A 19,273-nucleotide genomic window follows, 5' to 3' on the forward strand; every position below is an offset into this window, starting at 1 on the left:
CTTCAGGCAAAAGCATCCATGAACATGGCGCAGGCCGAGCGCAGCGACAGCTGCTCCTGCTGCAAACAGGACGACAAGCGGCGCAGGGCCGCATCCTGCTCCAACTGTCCATCGACCCAGTCCAGCTGGTCAAACACGATCAGGCGTTCACTGGCCGCCTGCGGGTCGATCAGCGCGCGCAGGGTATGCGGATCGGCGCCGCAAAAACCGATCACCAGCACCGGCGCTTCATCGACATGGGCGAAAAACAGCGCCAGCTCGAACTCGGCCTGGCGCAAAAAGGGCGTGACCAGGTGCAGCCAGAAACTGGCGACGACTTCGCGCTGGCGTGCGTCGCGCGGCAGCGGCAGCACCAGGCTTTTTTCCAGGCACGGACGGCCGCTCATGCTGTTACTGCGCACGGGCCGCAGCAGCAGCCCCAGTCCCAGCAACAGTTCGCGCACCGTCACGGGAAAGGCGGGCGACGCCAGCATGGCCTGCAATGCATGCAGCGTATGCGTTTGCAAAAAGCCGGCCAGCTGCGCCGCGTGGCAGGCGGCGCCGGGATCGATTTCCAGCACATTGCCGGCCAGCGCCAGCAGCGCCGGCCCCGGTTCGGCGCTGGCCAGGATGCCGGCCGACAGGCGTTCGCAACTGTTCCACAGGGGCGCCAGCACCAGCGGGCTGCACACCACGAAACTGTCGGCGTCATCGATTTCCAGCGCGCTCATGGCCATGAAGGGAAAGCGGCGCTGCGACTGGTCGCTGCCCGCTTCGATGCGCCCGGCGATGGCGCGCCGGCTGCGCGTGCCGACAAAGGCAAAGCGCAGCGGCGGCAAGGCGTCGTAATTGAGTTTCCAGCGCGGCGCGGCCGTCAGCGCATTCATCACTTGCGCCAGCCAGTCGTCCAGCAACTGCACCAGCGCGTGGTTGTCGGCCGCCTTGATGAAATCGCCGCGCGCGGGAATCTTGCCAAAGTAACCGAGACGCACCTGCTGCGGCGGGCGCGTCATTTCGCCTCCCCTGCCGCAGCGACGGCGATGGCCGGTGCAGCCGCAGGCGCAGGGGCGCCGCCGACGATGGTTTCCGGCAGCTTCATGCCGCGAAAGCCCTGTTCCTGCAGCGCCGTATCAGCCCCGCCATTGGCGCCCGCGCCGGTGGTTTCGGCGCTGCTGGTAATTTTCAGATCCAGCGCCACGGCCACCTCGCCGCGCGACCAGCGCAATTCAAACACGCCGCCCTCCTTGCGCTTCTTGGCGGCTGCATCGATCATGCGCTTCAGGCCAAACTGGCCCGGTTCGTTGAACAGTTCCACCGTGCGCCCGTCGAAGGTGACGGCCGTAATGCGCGCCCCGGCCGCGCCCTGCGGACTCGGATGCACCATATTCGTCCACTGCGCCGGCGTGTTGCGGTAGCGTAGCTGCTGGCCGTCGACTTCAACCGTATATTCCAGCGTGCCGGGTGCTGGCGACGGCAGGATCTGGAACACGGTTTGCGCGGCGCCCGAGGTGCTTGCCACGCCGCCCGCGCCCAGCGGCGCTATCCAGCCGGGAAAACGCGCCACCATCTGCGGCGACAGGTTGATGCCCATGTCGGCCCAGGTGCGCGGCGCCAGCATGTCGCCGCGCCGCACCACCAGGGGGCCCATCGAGGTCGTGACGAATTTCGCCACCAGCCCTTCGGGGCCGAAGAACTGGCCGATTTCCAGGTTGCTGGCCTCGATGCGCGCCGTGGGCGCAAACGGATATTTGTTGGCCAGCGAGCGCTGGAACGGTTCATACACCTGCGCCGTCCAGGTCTTGTTCACTTCCAGTTCGGCCGGCGCCACGATGACGGCAAAGGTCTGCGTCAGCGGGCGCACCAGGATCGGACGGATGGCCAGCTTTTGTCCGTCGCTCATGCCCGTCAACATCTGTTCATCGACCAGTTTCAAGGCATCGGCCAGTTCCGAACCAGTGCCTTCCAGGGTCTGCTGCATGAACTGCTTGGCGCCGGGTCCCGCATCGCCCTGGTTTTTCAGCTGGTTCAAGCGGCTGCGCAGTTTCGACAGCGCTTCCAGGTAAGCACGCATCAGGGACGCATCCTGCCCCTGCGCCGCGACCAGCTTGCCCACGCCGGCAAATTCGCGGCCCACCGGTCCCGTCGGTTTATCCAAGCGGGCCGGATCGAGCTGCGCGTTCAGGCCGGGATTGGCGGTCAGCTGCGACGGCGTGCGGCGCAGCACGGTTTCCTTGAACCAGGCGATGATGCCCCGTTCCGCCTTGCGCAGCTGCGCATTCTGCAGCGCCGGATTGTCCCACGAGGTTTCCTGGTAAATCGTCGTCAGCAGCTTGGCGATCGGCGACGATTGCGGGTCGCCCAGCCGGTTCATGGCTAGCACGGCGCCGTCGAAACCTTTCAGGTCGGCGATGGCCACGCCCTGCACGAATTTTTGCCATTCGCGCGCATAGTCGGCCTTGTACAGCGCCACCAGGTTTTTCTCGATCTGCTCCGGGCTGCCTTCCAGGGTCAGGTCGTCGGTCGACGCGCTTTTCAAGACCCAGTCGGCGCTTTGCAGTTCGCGGTTGGCGGCGTCGCGAAACGCGCCCTCGACGAATTTCTCCCAGGCCTGGCGCGTAAAGGCGCCCGAAATCGCATGGCTGCCGGCCAGCAGCGCCTGGTCCTGTTCGCCGACGATACGCGCCACCGTCATGCCGGGAAAGCGCGTCGACGCGCGCGCCTTGATGTCGGCATACACGCGCTCGCGGGCCGGCATGCCGCGCACCACGCGGCGCAGGTTTTCACGCGCCTGGTCGACCAGCGCCAGCTTTTGTCCGATGCGCGGCCAGGATGGGTCGTTCAGCTGCGCCAGGTAAAACGTCATCAGCCGCTCGGCGCTGCGTATCATCTGCTCGCGCGGCATGGCGCCCCGGTTGCCTTCCAGCCAGCCGCGCCAGAAACGCGTCATCTGGTCATTCAGATGGCTGCTTTCCGCATGCGTTTTATCGGCCAGCATCAGATAGGTTTTCAGCGCGTTGTAGCCATCTTCCACATTCGTCGGCGAGGCCGCCTGGTACGTGGCGCCGGTCGCGGGGCGCGTAGCTGCAGACGGCGTGCGCGAGGCCGGCTGCAGCTGGTCGGCGCTGGCGTTCATGTCCGCCAGCAAGCCTTCCAGTCCCGCCACCACCGGTTCGAGCATCACGTGGCGGGCGCCGTTGAAATATTCTTCACGCAGCTTGCGTTCGAGCAGCTCGCCCTGATACAAACCCATGCGCAAGGACCAGGGGCGCTGCGTGCGGTAGGTTTCCAGCTGTTCGATGCGGTCCTGCAGGATCTCCAGCGCTTCCAGCCGCGACTGCAGGTCCAGCCGCTGGTCTTGCAGCCGTACCACCTTGTTCAGGTCGGCCTCGACATTGCTCACCAGTTGCCGGTTGCCCAAGTAAGACCAGCTCCAGGCGCCCAGGCTGCCGCCCAGCGCCACGGTGGCGGCAAAAAACACCGCATATTTAAACCGTTGCTTGGCCCGGCTGGCATAGTTGGCCACCAGGTGCTTGTCGGCAAAGATCACCTTGCGAAACAGATCGAGCAAAAAGTAGCCATGCTGGCGCTGGCCGGCCGGCGTGGGCACGGGCGCGAAGGCCAGGTCGAAACGGCGCGCCACCTGCTGCGACGAGGCGCTGACGGGCTCGCCTTCCTGCAAGGCGCTGGTCAGGTAAAAGCCGCGGAACACGGGCTGGAACTGGAACGGGTTTTCTTCAAACAGGGTAGCGATGAAGATGCGCAGCGCATGTTTGATGGCGGCAAATTCGAGCGGAAAGGTAAACACGCCGGGCGCCATGGTCGTGCGTTGCCGGTGCGCCATATTTGCCAGACTCAGTTCCGTCAAGCCATCGTGCAATTCGTCGAAACTCTGGTCGAAGAAGGTCAGCAATTGCTGCGTGGGTAGCTTGCGCTGGTAGGGCATGGTGGCGCCCCAGGCACGCTCGCGTTCGCTGCGCTCGGCATCCGCGAAAAATTCCGTAAAGCCGGCGATCAGGTCGGCCTTGGTGAAGACGATGTACAGCGGCGCAAATACTTCCAGCCGTTCGATCACGTCTTGCACGCGCTTGCGCAAGCTGCGCGCCAGTTGCATGCCGGCCTCGGGATCGCCGCCCAGTTCGGCAATGCTGACTGCGACGATGATGCCGTTGATCGGCGCCTTGCGCCGGTATTTTTTCAGCAGGTCGAGAAAGCCGAACCACTCGCCCCGGTGCTCGTCGACCACCGAATAGCGGCCCGCCGTATCGAGCACGATGCCATCGGTGGTAAAAAACCAGTCGCAATTGCGGGTGCCGCCCACGCCCTGCACGATCTTGCCGTCGGCGAAAGGAAATTGCAGGCCTGAATGCAAAATCGCGCTGCTCTTGCCGGCGGCGGGATTGCCGATGATCATATACCACGGTAATTCGTACAGGGCTGCCGCGCCCGACTTCAAGCCCAGCCTGGAACTTTTGATGGTGTCGATCGCTTCGAGCATGCCGGCGCGCAAGGTGTCGAGTTCGCCATGTTGCGCATGCTGGGCATGCTGGGCCTGGGCAGCGTTGGCGGCGGCGATTTCGGCCTGGTTCAAGATGGCCTGGCCCAGCGCCTGCGCATCGCGCCGCGCCCGGCGTCGGCGCAACAGCCAGAACCCCAGCCAGGCCAGCAGTGCCAGCAACAATATGGCCAGTGCCCAGATCAGGGCCACTTCCAGCAGCTCGGCGCCCAGGTAGAGCGACAGGGCCAGCGCCACGAAAGCAAGGATGGTCAGATGGCGGCTATCAGTGAGGAAATTCCAGATTCGTCGCAGCATGGTAGTCCCAGGTCAAGGTCGGGATAGCGGGGTAGTCGCTTTGCAATAGCGGACCCGGCCCATGCTGACAGCAATAAAGCACGTGTTTCTTGACTTGCGACAAGCATCGGGAAAGCACTAAAAATACCGGGACGACCGCGCTTGACGCTGCGCAAGCATGCGGCCGCCAGCAGAAAACACCCGCCTGGTGCAGGCTAGAATGGCTGACGCAGCGCGGGATTCATTACTTGCCCAGCACGCCGGGCTGGCGCAACTCGGTATGGCCGAAATCCATCATGGCCCAGCGCCCGCCCCAGCGCAGGCCCACCGATTCAGCCGTCACGCCATACAAGTGGTAGCCGCGCATGGCCCAGGCATTTTTTTCAGAAATGATGAGTTTTCCTTCGTGCATGAAAGCGCAATCGGCCGCCAAGCCGTACTGGTGATAGCTTTGAAAAGCCTTTGCATTCGTCACCTGCGGCCCGGCCGCCGCCAGCAAGTTTTGCCGCGCAGGACTGCGGTAGCCTTCCAGCAATACCATGTCGTAGCCATGCACCTCTTTCATGATCTTGAATACCAGCAGCAACCGTTGCGCGTAATCATGGTCGAGCAATTGCCAGTTGCGGCTGGCGCCATCGAGCATGGGGCGCAGCTGCGTCACTTCCGCCGTGGTAAAAAACAGCGGCGGCAAGGTCGGCGGCGGCACCAGCTGTTCTCCCCGCAGCAAGTCGCTGACCTGGTCATTGATCGCGTGCTGCTGGTCGCTATAGCCGCGCAAGGCGATGCGGTCGCTGGACAGCCAGGCCAGCAGCGGTGGCATCACGATCAGCAAGGCGCCCGCCAGCGACAGCCAGCGGTGCCGCAGCAGCAAGCGCCAGCCCTGGACCAGGCCGCTGCCCGTGTCGCGCTGCAGGCGCTGCCATTGCGCGCCGCCGCCATGCTGCAGGCGCTGCGCGCGCCGCTGCACACGCCAGCCCAGGTTGACCATCGCCTGCAGCAGCACGGCGCGGCCCGCCGGAAACACGAAGAGCCAGCAAGCAAAACAGGCTAGCAAAAAGTACATCAGGACCAGGGCGATGAACATGGGACGCTCCGTATGGGGACAGGCGCGATGGCGGCGCATCATGAAAGAGCCAGCAGCATTGCTGGCTGGTATCACGCAATCGTAGGCGCGGACGCGGCAGTCGGGCGCGGTTTACATCAAGCTTCGATTCAATCCGGAGGTAGTATCGTGTCTTCATCGAAATCCAGGGACAGCCGTCCATCCGGTCCCGATCTGCTGGGCAAACCATCGATGGCCGCCGAGGGCCAGCGCATCCTGTCGCAGCTCGAGCATGGCGTGGCGCCGCCCGCCATGGCCACCCCGCCGGGCCAGCGCCCTGGCTGGCGGCGTCCGGCCGGCGCCGTGCTGGGCGTCGCGCTGGGCGTCGTGCTGGCGGCGCTGACATTGCTGGCCGTGCTGTCCACACGCAGCGGGGAAGATACTGCGCCCGCAAGCCTGGCCATGCCCGCTGCCGTGCACCCTGCCCCCCGCTTCCGGCAACCCCGCCTTCCGTCCCGGAGGCGACCACGAATACGGCCACCATCGTCAACCTGGCGGCGCCAGCACCGGCCCCACCTGCCACCGTGCCGGCCGTGAAGGCGGCCGGGCGCAAGGCAACGGTTCCGGAACGCAAGACGGCAACGCAGGCGCTTCCCTCAAAAGCGGCGCCTGCCGGCAGCAGCGACGGCGACATCGCCCTGCTGGCGGCGATGGTCGCCCATGCGCACCGGCAAGATGGCGGACGGACGGAGCCGTTGCGCGACGTGGTCGTGCGCAAGGAAGAAGAGGAAACTGTCAGCCTGCTGCAGCGCTGCAGGCAGCTGGGCCTGATAGAAGGCATGCTGTGCCGCTCGCGCATCTGCTCAGGGCGTTGGGATAGCGATCCCGCCTGTCATTAGGAGGGAGATGGATGCGGCGCCGCATCCATGCGGCCCTGCAAAAAACCTGCCATCAGCGCCAGCAAGGCTTGCGGCTGTTCCTGGTGGGGCGTGTGGCCGCATTGCTCCACCAGAGCGGGCACGGCGTTCAAAGCCAGGCCGACGATGGTGTCGACCTGCTCCGCACTGCCATACTGGTCTTCGCTGCCCTGCACTACCAGCGCCGGACATTCGATCGATGGCAGCAGGTATTCGATATTCCAGAAGCGGAAGCCATAGCTGAGCCAGGTATCGGACCATGCCTTGAAAATCGCTGGCGTCTTCTCGCCATGGTATGTGGTGAGTGCGTCCAGCTTGCCTGCGGCAAACGCCAGCTCGGCCTGCCGGACGCCATCGAGCGTGATGCCTTCCACGAAGACATGCGCCGCCTCGGTAATGATGCCGCGCAAGCGTGGCGCTTGCTGCGCTGCATAAATCAGGGCGATGCTGCCGCCATCGGAATGGCCGATCACGAAATGGTCCTGTCCCGGTATCAGCCACTCCAGCACTTGCGGCAATTCGCGTAGCGCATAATCGTGCAGGTAATGCAGCTGGCGGCGCGCCCGCAATGGCGACGACAGGCCATAGCCGAGCCTGTCATACAGCAAGCCGCGGCAGCCCGTGGCCTGGCATAGCTGGGCAGGAAAATCTTTCCACATGGCGCAGCAACCGAGGCCCTCGTGCAGGAACACCAGGCAGGGCTTGGCCGGATCGCCCTCGATCAGCTCGTAATAAATATCGTCTTCGGCGCTCAGGTTCAGTATCGGCATAGGCTCTGGCTACATGGGCTGGATCGACAGGACAGGCTTGTCTATTGTGCCATTTTCCTGAAACCTGTGCCTGCCGCGGCGATAAAAATAGCCAACCGGAAAATGCAGCGCGTGCGGCTTGCAGCATCTTTGCGCAAGCACAAATGAGCACCGTTTTTCGTTAGCGCCACATGCCCTTTCAGCCAGGCGCACGCCTAGAATGAGACTCCTTGCAGATAGCGCAAGCGGCTTCCTTGTCAGCCGGGACGCGACACCAGCCGTCGCCATTCCGATAAGGCGTCCCGTCGCGGACGATCTGCGCGGCGTCCACACTATCGATCAGGAGTACATCATGGAAATGAAAGTAGAAAACAAGGGCAGTGATCAAGAGCAGGAAGTCTCCGAGCAACCGCTGGAACAGGAAGGCAAAAGCGCGAAAGGCGCAGGTGCAGCAGCAGGCGCCAACCTGAGCGCCGCCGCTTTTACCACGTATTACACGTGGACCGCCAACGGCGTGATCCACCCGGTGAACTTCGTCAACGCCAACGTAAAAGCGAACTCGCGCGTCTTCGTCAACATCAGCGAATACAGCACGGACGCCCAGCACCGCTTCATCGGCGCGGCCCGCATGGCCGTGTACAACATCGCACCGTATGACGGCGGCTTCCTGGCCTGGGTCGAAATCTCCTGGGGCAGCCCGCTCCACGTCCGCTTCGACGTCTTCGTCGATCCCTGATACGGGGACCAGACGGCATAGCAGTCAAAGGCAGCATGCCTGAGAAAGGCTGCCCGGTCTGAAGCATCCGCCGTATGGGTATCGAGGAAAATGGCAGACAGTGCGCACCCAAAAAACCGTGCGCCGAAAACAAAAGGGCCACGTGTTGCCACGCGGCCCTTGCTGTTTTTGCTGCTTGCTACATGTTCTGGCTCCCCGACCTGGACTCGAACCAGGGACCTGCGGATTAACAGTCCGTCGCTCTACCGACTGAGCTATCAGGGAAGTGAGGCCGAATTATATACGCCCATAATTAAGCTGTCCAGAAGCAATCTACATTGCGCTCAAAAACGGGCTTGATAATGCTGACAGGAACTTAGCCCGCCTCGCTACTGGCCACGTTCGCAATCACCCGCCCCAGCAGGCTGACCAGCTGGTCGATTTCGGCTTGCTCGAATCCTGCCAATGCTTCGCGATTGCCCTGGAACAGGATCTCGCGCGCCGGGGCTTGCAAGGCGGTGGCGGAGTCTGACAGCGAAATCAGGCTGCTCCTGCCATCGGCCGGGTCCGGTTCGCGGTGGATCAAGCCGTCGCGCTCCATGCGGGCGAGCAATTGCGCCATCGATGGCTGCTCCACGCCGGCGATGCGCGCCAGTTCCTTTTGCGACAGCTGCGCGCCATCCTTCAAGGCCACGAAGACCGGCAACTGGCCGATCGCCAGTCCCAGGTCCTTCAGGCGCGCATCGGATAGCCGCGCCAGCGCCCTGGCCGCCTGGGAAATCAGCTTCGACGCCACGACTTCGGTTTCCCACGAGGCGAGTTGTATCGGTGAATTTTTCATTTGCATTGGCACCTATGTATATGCATAATATCCTATATATTAACCCATAGGACTGCACATCATGCAAAACGCTCTCTCCATTGCCATCCTCGGCGGCGGCCCTGGCGGCCTGACGTTGGCCCGTATCTTGCACTTGCACGGCATCAAGGCGACGGTCTTTGAACGGGACGCCCACGCGCTGGCCCGCCCGCAAGGCGGCTCGCTGGACATGCATCCCAAGACGGGACAGCGGGCCCTGCAACTGGCCGGCTTGCAAGACGCCTTTCAGGCACTGGCGCGCTATGGCGACCAGGGCAACCGGGCCTATGCGCCCGACGGCACCTTGCTGTTCGACGATGCCAATCCTGACGGCGACAAGCCGGAGATCGACCGCAGCCAGCTGCGCCAGATCCTGCTCAACGCGCTGCCGCGCGATTGCGTGCGCTGGAACCAAAAGGTGCAAGCATTGCATGCCCTGTCCGATGGCCGCCATGTACTGTCCGGCGCAGGCGTCGAGGGCGAGGCGTTCGACCTGGTGGTGGGCGCCGACGGCGCATCGTCCATCGTGCGCCCCCTGCTCTCCAGCGCCCGGCCGGCCTATGAAGGCGTGACCATTTTTGAATTGGGCATCGACGATATCGACCAGCGCTATCCGGCGCTGGCGGCCCTCAGCGGCCATGGCAAGATGTTTGTAAAAGGAAACAACACCTTGCTGGCGGCCCAGCGCAACAGCAACGCGCATGTGCGCCTGTATGCCGCCGTCCGCATGCCGCTGGACGCCGTGCGCTCTGACTTCAGCACCTCGCCAGACAGCAAGCCGTGGCTGGCCAACATCTTTGCCGGCTATGCCGCCCCCTTTCGCGAACTGATCGAAGTGGCGACCTTGCTGGCCGTGCGGCCCATGCTGGCGCTGCCGGTCGGGCACCGCTGGCCTAACCGGCCCGGCCTGACCCTGATCGGCGATGCGGCGCACCTGATGTCGCCGTTCAGCGGTGAAGGCGCGAATGGCGCCATGGCGGATGCAGCCGACCTGGCGCTGCTGCTGGCGCGCGGCGGCGACTGGCGCGAGGCTGTCGCCGCCTATGAAACCATGATGTTCCCGCGGGCCGAAGAGGCGGCTTTCGGCGCCGGGCAAGGCTTGCAGGGCGCCGTCGCGCAAGACGATGCCGGGCATGTCGCCCGGCATATGCGCGAAGTGCAAGTCCAGGCCGGCACGCACAAGGCGGGCGCAAGCGCGACCCTGGGGCAATTGATTGAAGAGCGCCTGGGCGCAGCAACGCGCAATGCGGCGCTGCAGGCGCAGCTCAATGCGCTGTACCGCTTCGACCTGTCCGGGGACGACGGTGGCAGCTGGATGGCCGATTTCAGGAGGGCCACGGCCGGCGTGCGCCAGGCCGCTGAAGCGGCGCAGTGCACGATTGGCATGCAAGCCGGCGACTTCCTGGCCATGCTCGATGGCCAGTTGAGTGCACGGCAGGCCTTTATGAGCGGCAAGATGACAAGCAAGGGCGACATGGGCCTGGCGATGAAACTGGGGCGCATCCTCGGTAATTGACACTGAACCGCCCCTGCCGCGACTACGTGTTCAGCCTTCGCCCAGATAAATGAACTTGAACAGGAAAATGGCGGCAATGATGTAGGCCACGGCGGAGACTTGCTTGCCCTTGCCCGTCAGCAGCTTGAGCACGGCGTAGGTGATGAAACCGAAGGCCACGCCGCTGGCCACCGAATAGGTGAATGGCATCATCAGCGCCGTGATGGCGGCTGGAATGCTTTCCGTGCTGTCGTCCCAGTCGATGAAAGTCAGTTCGCGCAGCATCAGGCAAGCCACGTACAGCAGCGCAGGCGCCGTCGCGTACGGCGGCACGGTGTGCGCCAGCGGCGCGAAGAACAGGCTGCCCAGGAACAGGATGGCGACCGCGACGGCAGTCAAGCCCGTGCGGCCGCCCGCTTGCACGCCCGCCGCGCTCTCGACGAAGGCAGTGGTGCTGGACGTGCCCAGGCAGGCGCCGGCGGCAATCGCCGTGCTGTCGGCCAGCAAGGCCTTGTTCAGGCGTTCCATCTTGCCGTCTTTCAGCAAGCCGGCCCGGTTGGCCACGCCCATCAGGGTGCCTGTCGCATCGAACAATTCAACCAGGAAAAACACCAGCACCACGTTGACGATGCCGAACGACAAGGCGCCCATGATGTCGAGCTTGAACAGGGTCGGCGCGATGGCCGGTGGCGCCGAGACAACGCCAATAAAATGATTGCCGCCAAAGAAAAAGCTGGCCACGGTAATGGTCAGGATGCCGATCAGGATGGCGCCCGGCACTTTCAGGCGGTCCAGCGCGACGATCATGAAAAAGCCGATGATGGCCAGCAGGGGCGCTGGCTGGTGCAAATCGCCCAGGGCGATGATGGTAGCCGGATTGGACACCACCACGCCCGCGCTTTTCAGGGAAATGATCGCCAGGAACAGCCCGATCCCCACCGTGATGGCCGTGCGCAAGGCGGGCGGGATGCTGTTGATGATCATCTCGCGTATCTTGAACAGGCTGACCAGGATGAACAGGCAGCCGGAAATGAAGACGGCGCCCAGCGCCACTTCCCAGCTCATGCCCATGCCTTTGACGACCGTGTACGAAAAATAGGCGTTCAAGCCCATGCCCGGCGCCAGCGCGATCGGATAGTTGGCGTACAGGCCCATGATCAGGGTGCCGATGGCGGCGGCCACGCAGGTGGCGACGAACACGGCATCCTTGGGCATGCCGGCGTCGCCAAGGATGCTCGGATTGACGAAGATGATGTAAGCCATCGTCAGGAAGGTGGTCAGGCCGGCCAGCAGCTCGGTGCGCACGCTGGTGCCGTTGTCCTTCAGTTTGAAATAGCGTTCCAGGAACTGCATGATGTCGCCCTTGTTGGTTGATACGATTGAGCTTACTTCGGCACGCGGGCAGGCTTGAAGGCCCACCAGCGGCTACCGGCAAAATTCCAGACCAGGCCAATGCCGGTGGCCAGCACCTGCGCCAGCCAGTAATACCAGCCAGCCTGGTGCACCAGCAACCACATCAAGCCCGTATTGATGCACCAGCCTATGCCCAGCAAGCTGAAATATTTCGTGGCAGCCTCGCCGTGGCCCTTGTCGCTCTTGAAGGTGAAAAAGTAATTGAGCACATAGTTCACCAGCGAGCCCAGGATATATCCAAGGCCGGAAGCGAGCGCGGCGCTGATGGCCAGCCACTCGACCCCCCCCCCCAGCACGGCATACTGGACGGCGGTACCGGACGCGCCGACGGCGGCAAAACGCAAGAATTGGTGATGCAGGGAATGAGACATAAACTCTTTATATGACAGGGACAAGATTCCAGTGTGAATGAAAAATGGCTACGATTGCTCGTAACCATTTTTCAGCCTGCATTTTACTGCAAGTTGCGCCGAACGCGTCCGTTGGGGCCGAATCACCGCGCGGCACCCGCCACTCCAGCCGGGCCTGGCATGAATCGTTGCGCATTGAACGCAATTACAAAAACTCCCTGATTACAGGATGAAGTTTTTATAAAATTAACTTACTATAAATGCGCTACATCAAAAGAAAAAAATCGTGTCAGCATCCAGACAAACTGGCGCTGACAACATCGCGACAGACACCAAACTTGAAAGGCGTTCATCATGGATATGTTTTTAGGTTCAATCATTGCCGTAGGCTTCAGCTTCCCCCCACGTGGCTGGATGGCCTGTAATGGCCAGTTGATATCAGTCAATCAGAATGCCGCCCTGTTCGCCCTGCTGGGCACGCAATACGGCGGCGATGGCGTCAACACCTTCGGCTTGCCTGATTTGCGCGGGCGGCTTCCGCTGGGTAACAGCCAAGGGCTGGCTGGCCGTATCGCCGTCACCAACGGCACCGTCGGCGGCACCGTAGCCTACACCGGTTCGCCAACCGGCACAGGCACGATCACCACCAGCCTGACCGCCGCCAACCTGCCATCCCATACCCACAGCGCGACCTTCACCCCGTCTGGCGGCAGCGCTTCGACCGTCAGCGTCAAAGTCAGCACCGACGCTGCCACCTCGTCGAGCGCAATCGCCGGCGGCTACCTTGCCACCGGCAAATCAACCGGTCCGGCAGCACCCCAGCTCTACCGTGCAGATATCGGCACCGGCAGCGCGACCCTGGCTACGGACATGGCCACGATCAGCGGCGGCGGATCGGGCGGCACGGTAGCGGTCGGCAATACCGGCGCCGGCGCCGCGCTGACCATACCTGTCACCGTGACGACCCCCCTGAACATACCGACCGTCACGCCGTATCAAGGCGTGCTGTATATCATCTGCGTCGAAGGTCTGTTCCCGAGCCGGAATTAATTTATCCTGAGCGGCACAGCCGGCAAATGTCCCCGCCAGCCCGGCGGGGCACTTGTCACTGCAACTGAAAAGCCAGTCCCGGCTCGCTGCCCAGCCGATAATAAAAATGCAGTACACTGCCCGGCTCCAGGCTGGGCTTGCCCGGCAGGGCCAGCGGCAGATTCAGGCTGCAATCGTAATCGCCGAGCACGATATCGCCATGCACGCGGATACGCGTCAGCAAGCGCGGCGGCTGGTCCAGCACCTCCGGCAGGCGGATACTGGCGCCCGGCAAGCTGCTGCCCTTTTCCTGTTCCCAATCCCGGATAGACGCCGCATCCAGCGTAAAGACAGGCCCCCAGTCGCTGCATGGCTCCGCCGGACTGCGCCGCGCCTGGCCCAGGTGCACCGTCACGGCGGCCGGCACCAGCGCCGCGCCCGGCGCCTGCACGGCCAGCGTGCGCATGATGGCCACCTGCGGCTCCTTGCCCAGCGCCGTATTCATGGTTTCACTGACGATCACGTCCGGCGCAGCGCCTGCGGGAATCCGGTAAGCGGCCGCATCGGCGCATATAAAATCGCTGACATGGCCCGTAAAACCCAATGTTGCGATCAGCGCCCGTGCAGCGACCAGCGCCTCCTGGTGTATCTCGATGATGGAAAACTGCAATTGGCGCGGGCTGAACAGGGCCATCAGCGGCAAGGCCAGCAAGGCATAGGGACCACAACCGGCGTACAGCACGCGCACGGGCCGGTCGTCGCGCAAGCGCTGCGTCACGGCCTGCGCCAGTCCCTGGATGAAGGCGGCGCTGCGCAAGGGTTCGCGCGCGCACAAGGCTGCTTGCACCGGCGAAATGGCCGAGCCGCTGGGCAAGATGCTCTCGCCCTCCGTCATGTGCTGCGTGGCGTCGATCGCCAGGCTGGAATGGCGCTCGACCAGGCGCCGCAGCTGCTGCGCCTGGCCGGTCAGCATGGCGGGCGTGCGCTGCGCATCGGCGATCGCGCGCGCCAGTTCGCTCAGTTCGGCGAGTTCATCCCGCATGGCGCTCACGAAAAACTGACCTGATAGCGCTGCCGGCCGGCATCCTCATCCCTGGCCGGAAATGCTGGCGCAATCGGCCACAGATACCATTCCACGTGCCCCAGTTGCGGATGCTCCAGCCGGTACATCCCCGCTTCCAGCAGCACGGGTTCGGGGCCGCTGAAAATCAGCGACAAGGGCGTACGGAACTGCTCGGGCAAACCGCGGCGCGGCAATTCCTGCGCTTCGTCCAGGGTCAAGGGAAAGGTCCCGCCCGAAGTATGGGCAACAAATTCGCTATGCAGGCAAGGGAGTAGTTCGGCTAGCGTGATGGCAACACTGGCATTCATGAAGGCATCCTGTGAAATGATTGCAAAAAAGAGCAAGTACGTGTCAATATTGGCAGCATAGCAAATACCGGGAGCGCCGTTAAGCACTCTCGATACTCTCCCAATCGTATCGGAGCATAGATGGGTATTTCACTCTCTTTTCCAGCAGCAGCCGTGGCCGCGCTGCCCGCACCCTACCAGCTGCGCGATCAATGCACGGGCGACGATGACGCCTTCGCCGCTGATCTCTACCGCGCCACGCGCGACGACCTGCGCCAGATGCCCGGCGACCCCGCCTTCGTCGAACAACTGATCAGCATGCAGCAGCGCGCGCAAATGCTCGGCTATCGCCAGGCCTATCCGCAAGCGTCCTACCTGGTGCTGCAATCGGCGGATCGCCCCATCGGCAGGCTGGTGATCCACCGCGAAGGCGCGGTGCTGCGCCTGGTCGATATCGCCATCCTGCCAGAAGCACGGCGCCAGGGTGCGGCGCTTGCTGCACTCACGTTCCTGCAAGCGCTGGCGGCGCACGACCAGCTGCGCATCGAACTGGCGGTCGGCAAGGACAACCTGGCGGCGCGCAACCTGTACCAGCGGCTGGGGTTTGGCCTGCACGGTGAAGATGCGCTGCAACAGCAGCTGGCCTGGAGTGCAGCATGAGCGCACTGATGGGCACACCAGCCGCCGCGCCCAGCAGCTGGCTGCAATTGCCGTTGAGCTTCGACGTGCTCCGCATGCAGCACGAAAGCGCACAATTCGCTGCCAGCGACTGGATCGAGCACTTCAATGCGCGCGCCTACGAACAGGGCTGGAGCTGCGTGCCGCTGCACTCGGCCGGCGGCGAGGCGGGCCACATCATCCCCTTCGATGGCGCGCGCTACAGCGACACGCCGCACCTGGCGCGCTGCCCGTATTTGCGCGAGGTCATTGCCAGCTTTCAATGCGACACCAGCGCCGTGCGGCTGATGGCGCTGGCGCCGGGCGCCGTGATCCACGCGCACCGCGATGCCGGCACGGCGTTGGCGGATGGCTTGACGCGGATCCATATTCCCATCCAGACCTCGCCGCAAGTGCTGTTTTGCATCGATGGCGAAAGCGTCCACTTCACGGCCGGCCACGCCTGGTATATGGACGCCAGCTGCCTGCACGCGGTGGAAAACCGGGGCGGCACGCCACGCATCCACCTGGTCATCGATTGCCGCACCAACGCCTGGCTGGAAACCCTGTTCGCGCGCGCCGGCTTCGTGCCGAAAGCGCCCGCCAGATACGGCGACCCCAGCATCAACGACGGCAACGTGCACGCCGTCATCGCGCAATTGCGCGCCTGCGCCACGCCGGCCACGCAAGCCATGGCGGAACGCCTGGCCGCGCTGGCACCAGCAGTAGCGCGCACATGAGGCCCCAGCATGGTTTTGCCCTGCAAGAACGCCTGATGGCCAGGGGCGCACCGGTCGCCTGGCAGCCTGGCATGGATCTGTCGGGCTGGTATCCGGTGAGCGTGGAGCACGATGCAGAGGCTATCCACGTCGATTGGCGCGACCTGGGGCAGACGCGCTTCAGCGACTCCTTTTTTGAAAACACCCTGGCCCGCCAGCCGCGTGAAGAACGCCGCGCCTGCCGCACGCCACTGGCGGCCCTGGCCCGGCTGGACGCTGGACTGGCCCCCGACGCTTTCATTTTCCACGTCTCGCGCTGCGGTTCGACCCTGCTGACGCAAATGCTGGCAACCTTGCCACATTGCGTGGTGATGTCCGAGCCGCCCATCATCGATGCGCTGCTGCGCCTGCACCACGACAGCGCGGGCACGCAAGACGGCATCGCCCTGCTGCGCTCGGCCATCCTGGCGCTGGGCCAGCGCCGCTTCGGCGACGAACGCCATTATGTGATCAAGTTCGATTGCTGGCACATCCACAGCCTGGACCTGATCCGGCAAGCGTTTCCCGGCACGCCCTGCCTGTTCCTGTACCGCGAGCCGCAAGCCGTGCTGGCGTCCCACCAGCGCCAGCGCGGCCCGCAAATGGTGCCCGGCATGCTGCATCCGGCCTTGCTGCCGCTGCCCGGCCATGCACTCGCCCCCGGCGACCTGGACGGCTACGCCGGCCTGGTGCTGGCCAGCCTGTACGACGCCGCCCACCGGCATGCGGCAACCAAAAATCTGCAATTAATAAACTACCGCCAGTTACCGGATATCGTTTTCAGCGACTTGCTGGAACGCCTGGGCATCCAGCCAACGGCCGGACAATTGCAAACGATGCGGGCGCGCAGCGGCCTGCACGCAAAATATGGCACGGCCTTTCAGGGCGACCAGCACGGGCCAGCTGCAGGCCGGCTGCAGCAAATTGCCGCCTTGCTGCAGCCGGGCTACGCGGCACTGGAAGCGTTGCGCATACGCCATACGCAACAGCAGCCCCTGCAAGATCTTTAATTGCATCCAAGTAATGACGACTATAATCTTGCGTCGCATGTCCGGCCATCCCGACATGACGTCTAACTAAAAAATTAAGGAGTCTTCGTGAATCGTACGCTTATCAGCGCCGCCTGCTGCGCCTTGTTCGCTTTTTCCACCCCGGCACTGCACGCCCAGCAAGGCGCCAATACTGCCAGTGCCGCCGCGCCCGTATCGGGCATCGACCTGAAATCACTGGACCCGGCGATTCGTCCGCAGGATGATTTCTATGGCTACGTCAACGGCGTCTGGACCCGCAACACCGAAATCCCGGCCGACAAATCGACCTGGGGCACCTATATCGAATTGCGCGAAACGGCGCAAGGCCAGTTGAAGGCGCTGATCGACGCCACCCTGAAGAACCCCGGCAAGGCCGGTAGCGATACGCACAAGATCGCAGACCTGTACACCAGCTTCATGGATGAAAAGGCGCGCGACGCCGCCGGCTTCAAGCCCTTGAAAGCCGACCTGGCCCGCGTGGCCACCGTGAAGGACAAGAAGGATTTGCCGGCGCTGTTTGCGTACCTGCAAAACTATGGCATCCAGACGCCGTTTTCGGCCGGTGTCTCGCCCGATGCGCAAAATCCTGAGCAGTACACGCTCAACGTCAGCCAGTCCGGCCTGGGCTTGCCTGACCGCGACTACTACCTGAAAGACGACGACGCCAAGCTCAAGGCTGCGCGCACCAAATACCAGCAGCATATCGAAACCATGCTGACCATGAGCGGCGACAAGAACGCTGCCGCGCACGCTGCCCAGATCCTCGACATCGAGACCCGCCTGGCCGCCGCCCAATGGACCCGCGTGCAGATGCGCGATCCCGTCAAATCGTATAACCGCGTCGACTTCAACAAGTTTGCCGAACTGGCGCCCGCGTTTGACTGGAACGCCTACTTCAAGGCTGCCGGCCTGGCGCCCAAAGCTTCGTCGGCCGTGGTGCGCCAGCCGAGCTACCTGGGTGGCTTGTCTGACGTCATCGCCGCCGTGCCGCTGGACGCCTGGAAGCGCTATTTCAACTGGCGCGTGATCGAAAGCTACGCCCCGTACATGGACAGCGCCACCGTCAAGGAACGCTTTGCCTTCGAAGGCACCACGCTGCGCGGCACCCCGCAAAGCGAACCGCTGTGGCAACTGGCGCTGCGCTTTACCGATGGCGCCGTCAGCGACGCCGTCGGCAAGCGCTATGTCGAGATGTACCTGCCGCCCGAGACCAAGCCGCGCGTGATGGCCATGTTCAACAACTTCGTGGCCTCGTTCAAGGATGGCATCGAGAAGCTCGACTGGATGGGCGCGGAAACCAAGAAAGAAGCGCAAGCCAAGCTGGCCGCCTTGAAGCCGAACATCGCCTATCCGGAAAAATGGCGCGACTACAGCGCCCTGAAAACCCAGCCGCACGACCTGATCGCCAACGTGCGCGCCTCGCGCGTGTGGAGCCGCCAGCAAAACCTGGCCAAGCTGGGCAAGCCGGTGGACCGCGATGAATGGTCGATGACGCCGCAAACCGTCAACGCCAGCTACAACCCGCTGCTCAACGCGATCACGATTCCCGCCGCCATCCTGCAGCCGCCCTTCTTCAATGTGAAAGCAGAAGATGCGGTCAACTACGGCTTGCTCGGCATCACCTTTGGCCATGAGATCAGCCACGCTTTTGATGATTCCGGCAGCCAGTACGATGCCCATGGCCGCCTGCGCAACTGGTGGACGGCAGAAGACCGCACGGCCTTCAAGGCGCGCGCCGCCGGACTGGTCAAGCAATACGGCGCCTACAGCCCCGTGCCTGGCTACTTCATCAATGGCGAGCTGACCCTCGGCGAAAACATCGGCGACAACTCGGGCCTGTCCGTGACCTACAACGCCTACGAGCGTTCGCTGGGCGGCAAGCCATCGCCCGTGATCGACGGCCTGACCGGCGAACAGCGCCTGTATATCGGTTTCGCCATGAAATGGCGCGCCAAACTGCGCCCTGAAGCGGCCATCGCCCAGATCAAGAGCGATCCGCATTCGCCTGGCGAATTCCGCGCCAAGGGCACCGTGATGAACCAGCCTGGTTTCTACAAGGCGTTCGACATCAAGCCAGGCGACGCCATGTATCTGCCGCCTGAGCAGCGCGTGATCATGTGGTAAGCCGCCAGGAATAGTC

General features: G+C 63.4%; 18 protein-coding genes and 1 tRNA gene. 9 read left to right on the forward strand and 10 right to left on the reverse strand.

The genetic code is table 11. The features are described 5' to 3' along the window. Positions 1 to 2: 2 nt before the first annotated feature. From tagF to ACL9RI_RS09665, 3 genes are all read right to left on the reverse strand, one after another. Complete coding sequence (gene tagF, locus ACL9RI_RS09655; RefSeq protein WP_422726351.1) at positions 3 to 992, reverse strand: type VI secretion system-associated protein TagF; 990 nt, start codon at positions 990 to 992, stop codon at positions 3 to 5. Then, complete coding sequence (gene tssM / locus ACL9RI_RS09660; RefSeq protein WP_422726352.1) at positions 989 to 4,789, reverse strand: type VI secretion system membrane subunit TssM; 3,801 nt, start codon at positions 4,787 to 4,789, stop codon at positions 989 to 991. Before tssM ends, tagF begins: the two co-directional genes overlap by 4 nt. Before the next feature lie 223 nt (positions 4,790 to 5,012). Continuing rightward, positions 5,013 to 5,852 carry a M15 family metallopeptidase gene (locus tag ACL9RI_RS09665; protein ID WP_422726353.1) on the reverse strand — a complete coding sequence of 280 codons (840 nt, stop codon included), beginning with the start codon at positions 5,850 to 5,852 and terminating at the stop codon, positions 5,013 to 5,015. Between the two features lie 147 nt (positions 5,853 to 5,999). On the opposite strand from ACL9RI_RS09665, the gene ACL9RI_RS09670 reads away from it, so the two are divergent. Both ACL9RI_RS09670 and ACL9RI_RS09675 read left to right on the forward strand, forming a co-directional pair. Beyond that, positions 6,000 to 6,407, forward strand: coding sequence for a hypothetical protein (locus tag ACL9RI_RS09670; RefSeq protein WP_422726354.1), 408 nt, complete (start codon positions 6,000 to 6,002; stop codon positions 6,405 to 6,407). Beyond that, positions 6,395 to 6,709: a hypothetical protein gene (locus tag ACL9RI_RS09675; protein ID WP_422726355.1), complete on the forward strand. Its 315-nt coding sequence runs from the start codon at positions 6,395 to 6,397 to the stop codon at positions 6,707 to 6,709. Before ACL9RI_RS09670 ends, ACL9RI_RS09675 begins: the two co-directional genes overlap by 13 nt. Here ACL9RI_RS09675 and ACL9RI_RS09680 read toward each other — a convergent pair. Then, the gene (locus ACL9RI_RS09680) at positions 6,706 to 7,497 is read right to left on the reverse strand and encodes an alpha/beta fold hydrolase (RefSeq protein WP_422726356.1); all 792 of its coding nucleotides are present in this window, start codon (positions 7,495 to 7,497) and stop codon (positions 6,706 to 6,708) included. The two genes, ACL9RI_RS09675 and ACL9RI_RS09680, sit on opposite strands and share 4 nt — an antisense overlap. Positions 7,498 to 7,828: 331 nt before the next feature. On the opposite strand from ACL9RI_RS09680, the gene ACL9RI_RS09685 reads away from it, so the two are divergent. Next, positions 7,829 to 8,212, forward strand: coding sequence for a hypothetical protein (locus ACL9RI_RS09685; RefSeq protein WP_422726357.1), 384 nt, complete (start codon positions 7,829 to 7,831; stop codon positions 8,210 to 8,212). 188 nt (positions 8,213 to 8,400) lie between these two features. On the opposite strand, the gene ACL9RI_RS09690 is transcribed toward ACL9RI_RS09685, so the two are convergent. Beyond that, a tRNA-Asn gene (locus ACL9RI_RS09690) sits at positions 8,401 to 8,476 on the reverse strand. Between the two features lie 91 nt (positions 8,477 to 8,567). After that, positions 8,568 to 9,032 (reverse strand): MarR family winged helix-turn-helix transcriptional regulator, encoded by a 465-nt coding sequence (locus ACL9RI_RS09695; RefSeq protein WP_422726358.1) that lies wholly within the window; start codon positions 9,030 to 9,032, stop codon positions 8,568 to 8,570. Between the two features lie 61 nt (positions 9,033 to 9,093). On the opposite strand from ACL9RI_RS09695, the gene ACL9RI_RS09700 reads away from it, so the two are divergent. Continuing rightward, positions 9,094 to 10,566 carry an FAD-dependent monooxygenase gene (locus ACL9RI_RS09700; protein ID WP_422726359.1) on the forward strand — a complete coding sequence of 491 codons (1,473 nt, stop codon included), beginning with the start codon at positions 9,094 to 9,096 and terminating at the stop codon, positions 10,564 to 10,566. Positions 10,567 to 10,596: 30 nt separating this feature from the next. Here the strand turns inward: ACL9RI_RS09700 and ACL9RI_RS09705 are convergent, their stop codons facing one another. Further along, complete coding sequence (locus ACL9RI_RS09705; protein WP_422726360.1) at positions 10,597 to 11,898, reverse strand: NCS2 family permease; 1,302 nt, start codon at positions 11,896 to 11,898, stop codon at positions 10,597 to 10,599. Between the two features lie 32 nt (positions 11,899 to 11,930). Continuing rightward, on the reverse strand, positions 11,931 to 12,329 hold the full coding sequence (locus tag ACL9RI_RS09710) for a GtrA family protein (protein ID WP_422726361.1): 399 nt from the start codon (positions 12,327 to 12,329) through the stop codon (positions 11,931 to 11,933). A 333-nt stretch (positions 12,330 to 12,662) separates the two neighbouring features. On the opposite strand from ACL9RI_RS09710, the gene ACL9RI_RS09715 reads away from it, so the two are divergent. Continuing rightward, positions 12,663 to 13,358: a phage tail protein gene (locus ACL9RI_RS09715; RefSeq protein WP_422726362.1), complete on the forward strand. Its 696-nt coding sequence runs from the start codon at positions 12,663 to 12,665 to the stop codon at positions 13,356 to 13,358. A gap of 55 nt (positions 13,359 to 13,413) precedes the next feature. Here the strand turns inward: ACL9RI_RS09715 and ACL9RI_RS09720 are convergent, their stop codons facing one another. Together ACL9RI_RS09720 and ACL9RI_RS09725 are read right to left on the reverse strand one after the other, a co-directional pair. Further along, on the reverse strand, positions 13,414 to 14,379 hold the full coding sequence (locus ACL9RI_RS09720; RefSeq protein WP_422726363.1) for a hypothetical protein: 966 nt from the start codon (positions 14,377 to 14,379) through the stop codon (positions 13,414 to 13,416). 5 nt (positions 14,380 to 14,384) lie between these two features. Further along, entirely contained in the window at positions 14,385 to 14,708 is a 324-nt protein-coding gene (locus ACL9RI_RS09725) for a DUF6916 family protein (protein WP_422726364.1), read from the reverse strand. 120 nt (positions 14,709 to 14,828) lie between these two features. On the opposite strand from ACL9RI_RS09725, the gene ACL9RI_RS09730 reads away from it, so the two are divergent. The 4 genes from ACL9RI_RS09730 to ACL9RI_RS09745 all read left to right on the forward strand — a co-directional run bounded on the left by ACL9RI_RS09730 (position 14,829) and on the right by ACL9RI_RS09745 (position 19,257). Next, positions 14,829 to 15,347: a GNAT family N-acetyltransferase gene (locus ACL9RI_RS09730; RefSeq protein WP_422726365.1), complete on the forward strand. Its 519-nt coding sequence runs from the start codon at positions 14,829 to 14,831 to the stop codon at positions 15,345 to 15,347. Continuing rightward, on the forward strand, positions 15,344 to 16,084 hold the full coding sequence (locus tag ACL9RI_RS09735) for an aspartyl/asparaginyl beta-hydroxylase domain-containing protein (RefSeq protein ID WP_422726366.1): 741 nt from the start codon (positions 15,344 to 15,346) through the stop codon (positions 16,082 to 16,084). Before ACL9RI_RS09730 ends, ACL9RI_RS09735 begins: the two co-directional genes overlap by 4 nt. Then, positions 16,081 to 17,112, forward strand: coding sequence for a hypothetical protein (locus tag ACL9RI_RS09740; RefSeq protein WP_422726367.1), 1,032 nt, complete (start codon positions 16,081 to 16,083; stop codon positions 17,110 to 17,112). The genes ACL9RI_RS09735 and ACL9RI_RS09740 overlap by 4 nt, the downstream gene beginning before the upstream one ends. 87 nt (positions 17,113 to 17,199) lie before the next feature. Continuing rightward, a complete protein-coding gene (locus ACL9RI_RS09745; protein WP_422726368.1) occupies positions 17,200 to 19,257 on the forward strand; it encodes a M13 family metallopeptidase in 2,058 nt (685 codons plus the stop codon). Positions 19,258 to 19,273 lie beyond the last annotated feature (16 nt).

The organism is Janthinobacterium sp. Mn2066 (assembly GCF_049319705.1).
Taxonomy (GTDB): Bacteria; Pseudomonadota; Gammaproteobacteria; order Burkholderiales; family Burkholderiaceae_D; genus Janthinobacterium.